This is a genomic window from Streptomyces sp. NPDC004561 (genome assembly GCF_053602155.1).
Genome location: NZ_JBSGDB010000445.1, coordinates 1 through 7,222 on the forward strand (window position 1 = coordinate 1; position 7,222 = coordinate 7,222).

At 73.0% G+C, this 7,222-nt stretch carries 8 protein-coding genes; 3 read left to right on the forward strand and 5 right to left on the reverse strand.

The features are described from left to right. Positions 1–283, forward strand: a 283-nt coding sequence (locus tag ACWEN3_RS37200) for an ATP-binding protein (RefSeq protein WP_452980365.1), incomplete at its 5' end; no start/stop codon positions are given. Here the strand turns inward: ACWEN3_RS37200 and ACWEN3_RS37205 are convergent. Continuing rightward, on the reverse strand, positions 261–599 hold the full coding sequence (locus ACWEN3_RS37205; protein WP_452980367.1) for an AbfB domain-containing protein: 339 nt from the start codon (positions 597–599) through the stop codon (positions 261–263). The genes ACWEN3_RS37200 and ACWEN3_RS37205 overlap by 23 nt on opposite strands. Before the next feature lie 141 nt (positions 600–740). On the opposite strand from ACWEN3_RS37205, the gene ACWEN3_RS37210 reads away from it, so the two are divergent. Next, positions 741–1,373, forward strand: a complete 633-nt coding sequence (locus tag ACWEN3_RS37210; RefSeq protein ID WP_452980381.1) for a response regulator — start codon at positions 741–743, stop codon at positions 1,371–1,373. Positions 1,374–1,395: 22 nt separating this feature from the next. Here the strand turns inward: ACWEN3_RS37210 and ACWEN3_RS37215 are convergent, their stop codons facing one another. The 4 genes from ACWEN3_RS37215 to ACWEN3_RS37230 form a co-directional block, all read right to left on the reverse strand. Beyond that, positions 1,396–2,175 (reverse strand): hypothetical protein, encoded by a 780-nt coding sequence (locus tag ACWEN3_RS37215; protein ID WP_452980370.1) that lies wholly within the window; start codon positions 2,173–2,175, stop codon positions 1,396–1,398. Beyond that, entirely contained in the window at positions 2,175–2,714 is a 540-nt protein-coding gene (locus ACWEN3_RS37220; protein ID WP_452980373.1) for a SigE family RNA polymerase sigma factor, read from the reverse strand. The genes ACWEN3_RS37215 and ACWEN3_RS37220 overlap by 1 nt, the downstream gene beginning before the upstream one ends. Before the next feature lie 52 nt (positions 2,715–2,766). Then, the gene (locus ACWEN3_RS37225) at positions 2,767–4,200 is read right to left on the reverse strand and encodes an MFS transporter (protein ID WP_452980384.1); all 1,434 of its coding nucleotides are present in this window, start codon (positions 4,198–4,200) and stop codon (positions 2,767–2,769) included. A 73-nt stretch (positions 4,201–4,273) separates the two neighbouring features. Beyond that, positions 4,274–5,461, reverse strand: coding sequence for a thiolase C-terminal domain-containing protein (locus ACWEN3_RS37230; RefSeq protein WP_452980375.1), 1,188 nt, complete (start codon positions 5,459–5,461; stop codon positions 4,274–4,276). A gap of 160 nt (positions 5,462–5,621) precedes the next feature. On the opposite strand from ACWEN3_RS37230, the gene ACWEN3_RS37235 reads away from it, so the two are divergent. Next, positions 5,622–7,222, forward strand: a 1,601-nt coding sequence (locus ACWEN3_RS37235) for an MFS transporter (protein WP_452980378.1), incomplete at its 3' end; no start/stop codon positions are given.

Genomic DNA, 7,222 nt, shown 5'->3' on the forward strand with positions numbered 1-7,222 from the left:
GGTCCGGCACAGCGACGCGGGCCGCTGCGAGATCACCGTCGACAGCGCCGCCGAGCGGGTCCGGCTGACGGTCACCGACGACGGCACCGGCGAGGCCGTCAGCCGGCACCGCGAGGGCATCGGTGGTACGGGCCTGAAGGGGCTGACCGAGCGCCTCGCGGCGGCGGGCGGCTCCCTCACGGCCGGCCCGTCGCCGCGCGGCGGCTTCACGGTGAGCGCCGAACTCCCGGTCGACTCGGAGGAGTTGTCGGCGGCCGGGGTTACGGCGCCCAGGGCCCGCTGACCGCCCAGCTCACGTCGTCGGCCCACGAGGTGCCGCTGTCCAAGGCGTTGGCACCGCCGTCGCTCGCTATGTAGACGCCGTAGTCGTAGTGGCGCGGGTATCGCGTCGGGTAGTCGTACGAGGCGAACGAGGCGCCGGTGCCGCTCTTTCCGGTCCCCGGGCAGAAGGTGGCGTCGGCCCGGAACTGGGCGGTGCCGTCCGTCTGGTGGCGGACGTAGTCGGTGGTGCAGCAGGAGGTCGTGGCGCGCAGCGAGATCTCGGAGCCGGGGCTCGGCGTGCCGGTGCTGCCGGTCGCGCCGCCGTAGCCGGCGGACACGATGTTCGCCTGGACGGCGGCGGCGTCGGCCGGGATGCCGGAGTCGGCCCGGGCGGACGTCCCATGGACGGACCGGGCACGAGGCGGCCCCTGTGCCCCGCCGTGCCCAGCGGTCGGCCGTACGCTGAGCCCATGAACGAGATGCCCCGGGACGGTCGGACCGCCACGTCCATCCGGGTTCTGCTCGCCGAGGACCAGGGCATGATGCGCGGCGCTCTCGCCCTGCTGCTCGGCCTGGAGGAGGACATCGACGTGGTGGCGCAGCTGTCCTCGGGCGACGCCATCGTGGACGCCGTGCTCACCCATCGGCCGGACGTGGCCCTGCTGGACATCGAACTGCCGGGCATCAGCGGCCTGGACGCGGCGGCCGAGCTGCGGAAGCGGGCGCCCGACTGCCGGGTGCTGATCCTCACCACCTTCGGCCGGCCCGGCTATCTGCGCCGGGCCATGGAGGCCGGGGCCGCCGGGTTCCTCGTCAAGGACGGACCGGTGGAGGAGCTGGCGGTGGCGATCCGGCGGGTGCTCGCCGGGGAGACCGTGGTCGATCCGGCGCTGGCCGCGGCCGCGCTCAGCGCCGGGCCGAATCCGCTGACGGCCCGTGAGTGCGACGTGCTGAAGGCGGCCGTGGACGGGGCGACGGTCGCCGACATCGCCGGCCGGCTCCATCTGTCGGAGTCCACCGTGCGCAACTACCTGTCCTCGGCGATCGGGAAGACGGGCACCCGCAACCGCGCGGAGGCGGTACGGGAAGCGCGGCAGCAGGGCTGGTTGTGAGCGACGGCCTGGCCGGCCTCGGTCACCGGATCACCTCCGCCTGCTGGTAGTGCCTGCCCTCGGGTGCCACACACACGAACCAGTTCGACGGGGCTCCGGCGGCCGCCCGGGGCACCGCCACCATGCTGGTGCCGTCGTCCCAGGTGCACTTGACCTGGCCGGCGGTCTGGGCCACCTCTCCGATCACCAGCCGTCCGGAACTCTCCGGGCCCCAGCCCAGACGCGTGGCCGCGGCTTCGAGGTCGGTGCCCGTCGGACGGTCCCATCTCTCCAAGGTGTTGAACATGACCTGCTGCGGGCTGTGGTCGCCCCAGGCACGGGTGACGAAGAAGGAGATCCTGCCGATCAGGTCGGCCGGCTTGCGGGTCTCCGCCGGTTGCAGTCCCCCTCTGCTCATCGCGTCGTACTGCCTGACGGCCTCCGCCCGGTTGCGCGGGGCCTCCCACACCTGGAGCTCCGCGCGCCACTGCTTGCCCTGGTACTGGCCCCTGGCCAGGACCGTGCGCCGGGGCTCGTCCACATGCCGGGCCCGCACCGGCGTCGGACGGATCGCCACCGGTGCCGTCCGGTCAGCGTGCCCATCGCCGGGCAGCCCCGTCACCGCGAGGGTCGCGCCCGTCGACCCCGCCAGTACCAGCGCCGTGGCCGCTGCCACCGCCCAGCGTCGCGCTCTGCGGCGGCGGCCGCCGCGGACGAGGGCCTCGACGGGGGCTATGCCGATCTCGACCTCGTCCGCCGCGTCCGCGAGGAGGAGGGCGATGTCCCGCTGCGTCATGTCGTGGTTCTCCCGGTCCGCGCTCATCACTTCCGCCCTCCGTGCATCACCGTCTCGGCCAGTGCCGGTATGGCACGGAGTTTCGCGATCCCCCGGGCCGCGTTGCTCTTCACCGTGCCGACCGAGCAGCCCATCGCCTGGGCCGCCTGGGTCTCCGTCAGGTCCTCCCAGTAGCGCAGGACGACCGCCTCCCGCTGCCGCAGGGGCAGTTGGGCGAGCGCCTTGAGCAGCGCGCCGCGGTCGTCGGCCTGCGCGATCCGGTCCCCCGTGTCGGCCACCTCGCGCACCAGGCCCGAGTCGTCCCTCGGGGCCAGGAACTCCTTGAGCTTCCTTCTGTGCCTGCGCGCATGGAGGTTGATCATCACGCGCCGTACATACGCCTCCGGGTCGTCGGCCGCGCCGACCTTGCGCCAGGACACATAGACCCGCTCCAGGGTCGACTGGACCAGGTCCTCGGCGGCGTGCTGCTCCCCCGTGAGGAGAAATGCCGTACGCATCAGCCGCGGCCAGCGGCCGACCACGAAGCTCTGGAACTCCTCGCTCCGAGCCTGCTTCCCGTCCCCCATGGGCACCTCCCTAGATGTCAGAAGGAGTCCACGAGCGGCCCGGAACGTTGCCTCATCCCCGGGAAGCCGCAGAAATTCTCCGCGGCAGCCACAGCAGCATCAGCACCGCCCCGCCCAGCAGCACCGCCGTGCTCGCCCGGAAGGCCAGCGCGTAGCCGTCCGTCAGCGCCCCGGCGCCGCCCCCGCCGCCCGTCCCGGTCGCTGCCACGGTCGACATCACGGCGAGCCCGAGCGAACCCCCCATGGTGCGGGAGGTGTTGACGAGTCCCGAGACCACACCGGCCTCGCCCGGGGCGGCCCCCGAGGTGGCCAGGGCGGCGAGCGGGGTCGTGGCCAGGCCCGCGCCGAGCATCATCAGCATGCCCGGGACCATGATCGCGGTGACGTACGCCTCGTGGGCGCTCATGGTCGACTGCCAGCCGAAGCCCGCCGCGGCCACCAGCGTGCCCAGCACCGCCACGGTCCGCGCGCCCGCCGCCCGCATCAGGCGCGGCGCCAGCTTGGAGCCGACGACCACGGACAGCGAGCTGGGCACGAGGGCGGCACCGGCCTCCAGCGGCGAGTAGCCGAGCACGTTCTGGGCGTACAGCGTCATGAAGTACCACATGCAGAACATCGCCGAGCCGGAGACGAACATCGCCGCGTTCGCCGACGCCACCGGGCGCACCTTCAGCAGGCCGAGGGGCATCAGCGGGGCCGCCGTACGCGCCTCGGCCAGCAGGAACAGGCCGAGCAGCAGCAGCCCGGCGAGCAGCGGCCCGAGCGTGGCGGGCGCCGTCCAGCCCTCGGCCCGTGTCTGCGAGATGCCGTAGGCCAGGGTGCCCAGGCCGGCCGTGACGAGCAGCGCGCCGGGCAGGTCGAGGCGCCGCCCGTCCCCGGCCCGGCTCTCCGTCAGCCACAGCGCCGAGCCGGCCAGGACCACCACGCCGACGGGCACGTTGATCAGCAGCACCCACCGCCAGGACAGCACGTCCACGAGCACCCCGCCGACGAGTCCGCCCGCGGCGCCGCCGCCCGCGCCCACCGCGGTCCACGTCGCGATCGCCCGTGCCCGGGCCGGACCCTCCGGCACGGCCGCCGTCAGCAGCGTCAGCGTGGAGGGCGCCAGCACGGCCGCGCCGAGTCCCTGCGCGGCCCGCGCCAGCAGCAGCTGCCAGCCCTCCTGGGCCAGGCCGCCGCCCAGCGAGGCCAGGGTGAACAGGCCGAGCCCCACCAGGAACATCCGCTTGCGGCCGTAGAGGTCGCCGGCCCGGCCGCCGAGCAGCATGAACCCGGCGAAGGCGATGGCGTACGCGTTCACCACCCACTGCAGGCCCGAGGCGCTCAGGCCGAGATCCGTGCGCATCGACGGCAGCGCGACGTTCACGACGGACACGTCGAGCACGACGAGGAACTGTCCGGCGCACGCGAGGGCCACCACCAGCCAGGTGGGGGGCGGCGTCGTACGGCGGGATATGAGGGGCGAGGCGTCGGCGGCTTCCAGCATGGGCGTCATGCTCTCAACCCGGTTACGGTCCTTGCATCGGCTTTTGGCCCCACCGGCGCCTCGGTCGTACGGCCTACACCGCCCGGACCAGCGTCACCACCGCCGCCCCGCCCAGTCCGATGTTGTGCGCGAGCCCCACCCGCGCTCCCGGCACCTGCCGCGCCCCGGCCTCGCCGCGCAGCTGCCACACCAGCTCGGCCGCCTGCGCGAGCCCGGTCGCACCCAGCGGATGCCCCTTGGAGATCAGCCCGCCGGAGGGGTTCACCACCCAGCGGCCGCCGTACGTGGTCGCGCCGGACTCGACCAGCTTCCCGGACTCCCCCGGCGCGCACATGCCGAGGGCCTCGTACGTGAGCAGTTCGTTGACGGAGAAGCAGTCGTGCAGTTCGATCACGTCGACGTCCCCGATGCCGAGGCCGGCGCGCTCGAAGGCCCGGCGGGCGGCCGTCCGGCTCATGGGCTGCCCGACGACGTCGACGCAGGAGCCGGACGCGAAGGACTCCTCGGTGTCCGTGGCCATCGCCTGCCCGGCGATCTCGGCGAGTCCGGTGAGGGAGCGCCGCTCGGCGAACCGCTCCGACACCACCACGGCCGCCGCCGCGCCGTCCGAGGTGGGCGAGCACTGGAGCTTGGTCAGCGGCCGGTGCACGGTGCGCGCGGCGAGGATCTCGTCGATCTCGTACACGTCCCGGAACTGGGCGTTCGGATTGTGCGCGGAGTGCCGGTGGTTCTTGGCGGCGACGGCGGCGAGCTGCGCCTCGGTGGTGCCGTACCGCTCCATGTGCTCGCGGGCCGCGGCGCCGAAGATCTGGGCGGTCGGCGGGGTGGCCTCGAAACCGTGCCGGGCGGCCATGACGCCGTAGTGCCGGGCGACGGGGGACGTCGCGAAGTCCCCGCCGTCGGCCGCCGCGCCGAGCGCTCCCCTGCGCATCTTCTCGAAGCCCAGCGCGAGCACGCAGTCGGCTGCGCCGCCCTCGACGAGCTGCCGGGCCAGCATGAGCGCCGTCGCGCCGGTCGCGCAGTTGTTGTTGACGTTGTAGACGGGGATGCCGGTGAGCCCCAGCTCGTACACGGCGCGCTGGCCGGCGGTCGAGGGCTGGAAGCAGTAGCCGATGGGAACCTGTTCCACATCGCCGTACGCGATCCCGGCGTCGGCGAGGGCCGCGCCGCCCGCCTCCCGCACCATGTCCCAGTACTGCCAGTCACGGGTCTCGGGCTTCTCGAACCTGGTCATCCCGACCCCGGCTACATAGGCCTTCATGGCGGGCAGACTAGAACGCGTTCCACAAACCCGCCATCCCTGACGGCGGATCAGAAAACCATGAGAGGGTCAAGGATCCGTTAGAGGCCCGAAGCAACGGAATAGTTGCCTGTGCATACGAGGTTTACCCGGCACTTGTGTCTACGGGAGGCCTCACTCAATGACCCACGCGACGACCGACCAGCGGGCCCGGGGAGCGAGCGGGGCCGTCGTACCCGTCCTCGCCTTCGCGGGCATCGTGGTCGCGGTGATGCAGACCCTGCTCGTGCCGGTCATCAAGGACCTGCCGCAGCTGCTGGGCACCGCCCCCAGCAACGCCACCTGGGTCCTCACCTCGACGCTCCTGTCCGGCGCCGTGGCCACCCCGATCATGGGCCGGCTCGGCGACCTCTACGGCAAGCGGCGCATGCTGATCCTCAGCCTCGCCGTGATGGTGGTCGGCGCCCTGGTCAGCGCGCTCACCAGCCAGCTGCTCACCATGATCGTGGGCCGCACCCTCCAGGGCTTCGCCATGGGCGCGATACCGCTCGGCATCGGCCTGATGCGGGACATGCTGCCGCGCGAGCGGCTCGGCTCGGCCATGGCCCTGATGAGCTCCTCGATCGGCGTCGGCGGCGGCCTCGCGCTGCCCGCCGCGGCCCTGGTCGCCGAGCACGCGAACTGGCACGTGCTGTTCTACGGCGCCGCCGGCCTCGGCGTGCTCGCCATCGTCCTCACCCTGCTCGCCGTGCCCGAGTCCCCGATGCGCGCCGAGGGCAGCTTCGACCTGCTCGGCGCCCTTGGCCTCTCCACCGGCCTGGTGCTGCTCCTGCTGCCCATCACCAAGGGCAGCGACTGGGGCTGGTCCTCGGGGACCACGCTCGGCCTGTTCGCCGCGTCCGTCGTCGTGCTCCTCCTGTGGGGCCTGTTCGAACTGCGCGTCAAGGCGCCGCTGGTCGACCTGCGCACCACCGCCCGCCCCGCCGTGCTCTTCACCAACCTCGCGTCGATCATGGTCGGCGTCGCGTTCTACGTCGTCTCCCTGGTCCTGCCCCAGCTGCTCCAGCTGCCGAAGGCCACCGGCTACGGCCTCGGCCAGTCCATGGTCGTCGCCGGTCTGTGCGTGGCCCCGCTGGGCCTGACGATGATGTTCACGGCCCCGGTCTACGCCCGGCTGTCCGCCCGCTTCGGCCCCAAGGTCACCCTGATCACCGGCCTGATGGTCATCGCCATCGGCTACGGCGGCGGCCTCGGCCTGATGGACGCGGCCTGGCAGACGATCGTCACGTCGGTGATCCTCGGCGCGGGCATCGGACTCGCCTACTCCTCGCTGCCCGCGCTGATCGTCGGCGCGGTCCCGGCCTCGGAGACCGGCGCGGCCAACGGTCTCAACACCCTGATGCGGTCCATCGGCACGTCCGTCTCCAGCGCCGTCATCGGCATGGTGCTCGCCAACACGGCCAACGACGTGGGCGGCATCGAGATCCCCACCATGCACGGCTTCCGGGTCTCCTTCCTGATCGCCACGGGCGCCGTGGCGGTGGGCCTGCTGCTCGCGCTGTTCCTGCCGAAGGCCGTCCGTCCGGCCGAGCAGCACACGCAGCTTCGGGCGAGCAGCGAGGAGGACGCGGTGCTGGAGCGGGCCGAGGAGGTGCTGCGGGGCTTCCGCGGCCGGGTGCTGGACGCCTCCGGGGTCCCGGTCGCCCGCGCCAAGGTCACGCTGATCGACCGGCGGGGGCGGCAGGCGGGGTCGGCCGTCTCCGGCGAGGACGGCTTCGTGCT

Coding starts and splice junctions, on each gene's coding strand:
- ACWEN3_RS37230 (WP_452980375.1), bottom strand. CDS start 5,461: ATGAAGGCCTATGTAGCCGGGGTCGGGATGACCAGGTTCGAGAAGCCC.
- ACWEN3_RS37225 (WP_452980384.1), bottom strand. CDS start 4,200: ATGCTGGAAGCCGCCGACGCCTCGCCCCTCATATCCCGCCGTACGACG.
- ACWEN3_RS37210 (WP_452980381.1), top strand. CDS start 741: ATGCCCCGGGACGGTCGGACCGCCACGTCCATCCGGGTTCTGCTCGCC.
- ACWEN3_RS37220 (WP_452980373.1), bottom strand. CDS start 2,714: ATGGGGGACGGGAAGCAGGCTCGGAGCGAGGAGTTCCAGAGCTTCGTG.
- ACWEN3_RS37215 (WP_452980370.1), bottom strand. CDS start 2,175: ATGAGCGCGGACCGGGAGAACCACGACATGACGCAGCGGGACATCGCC.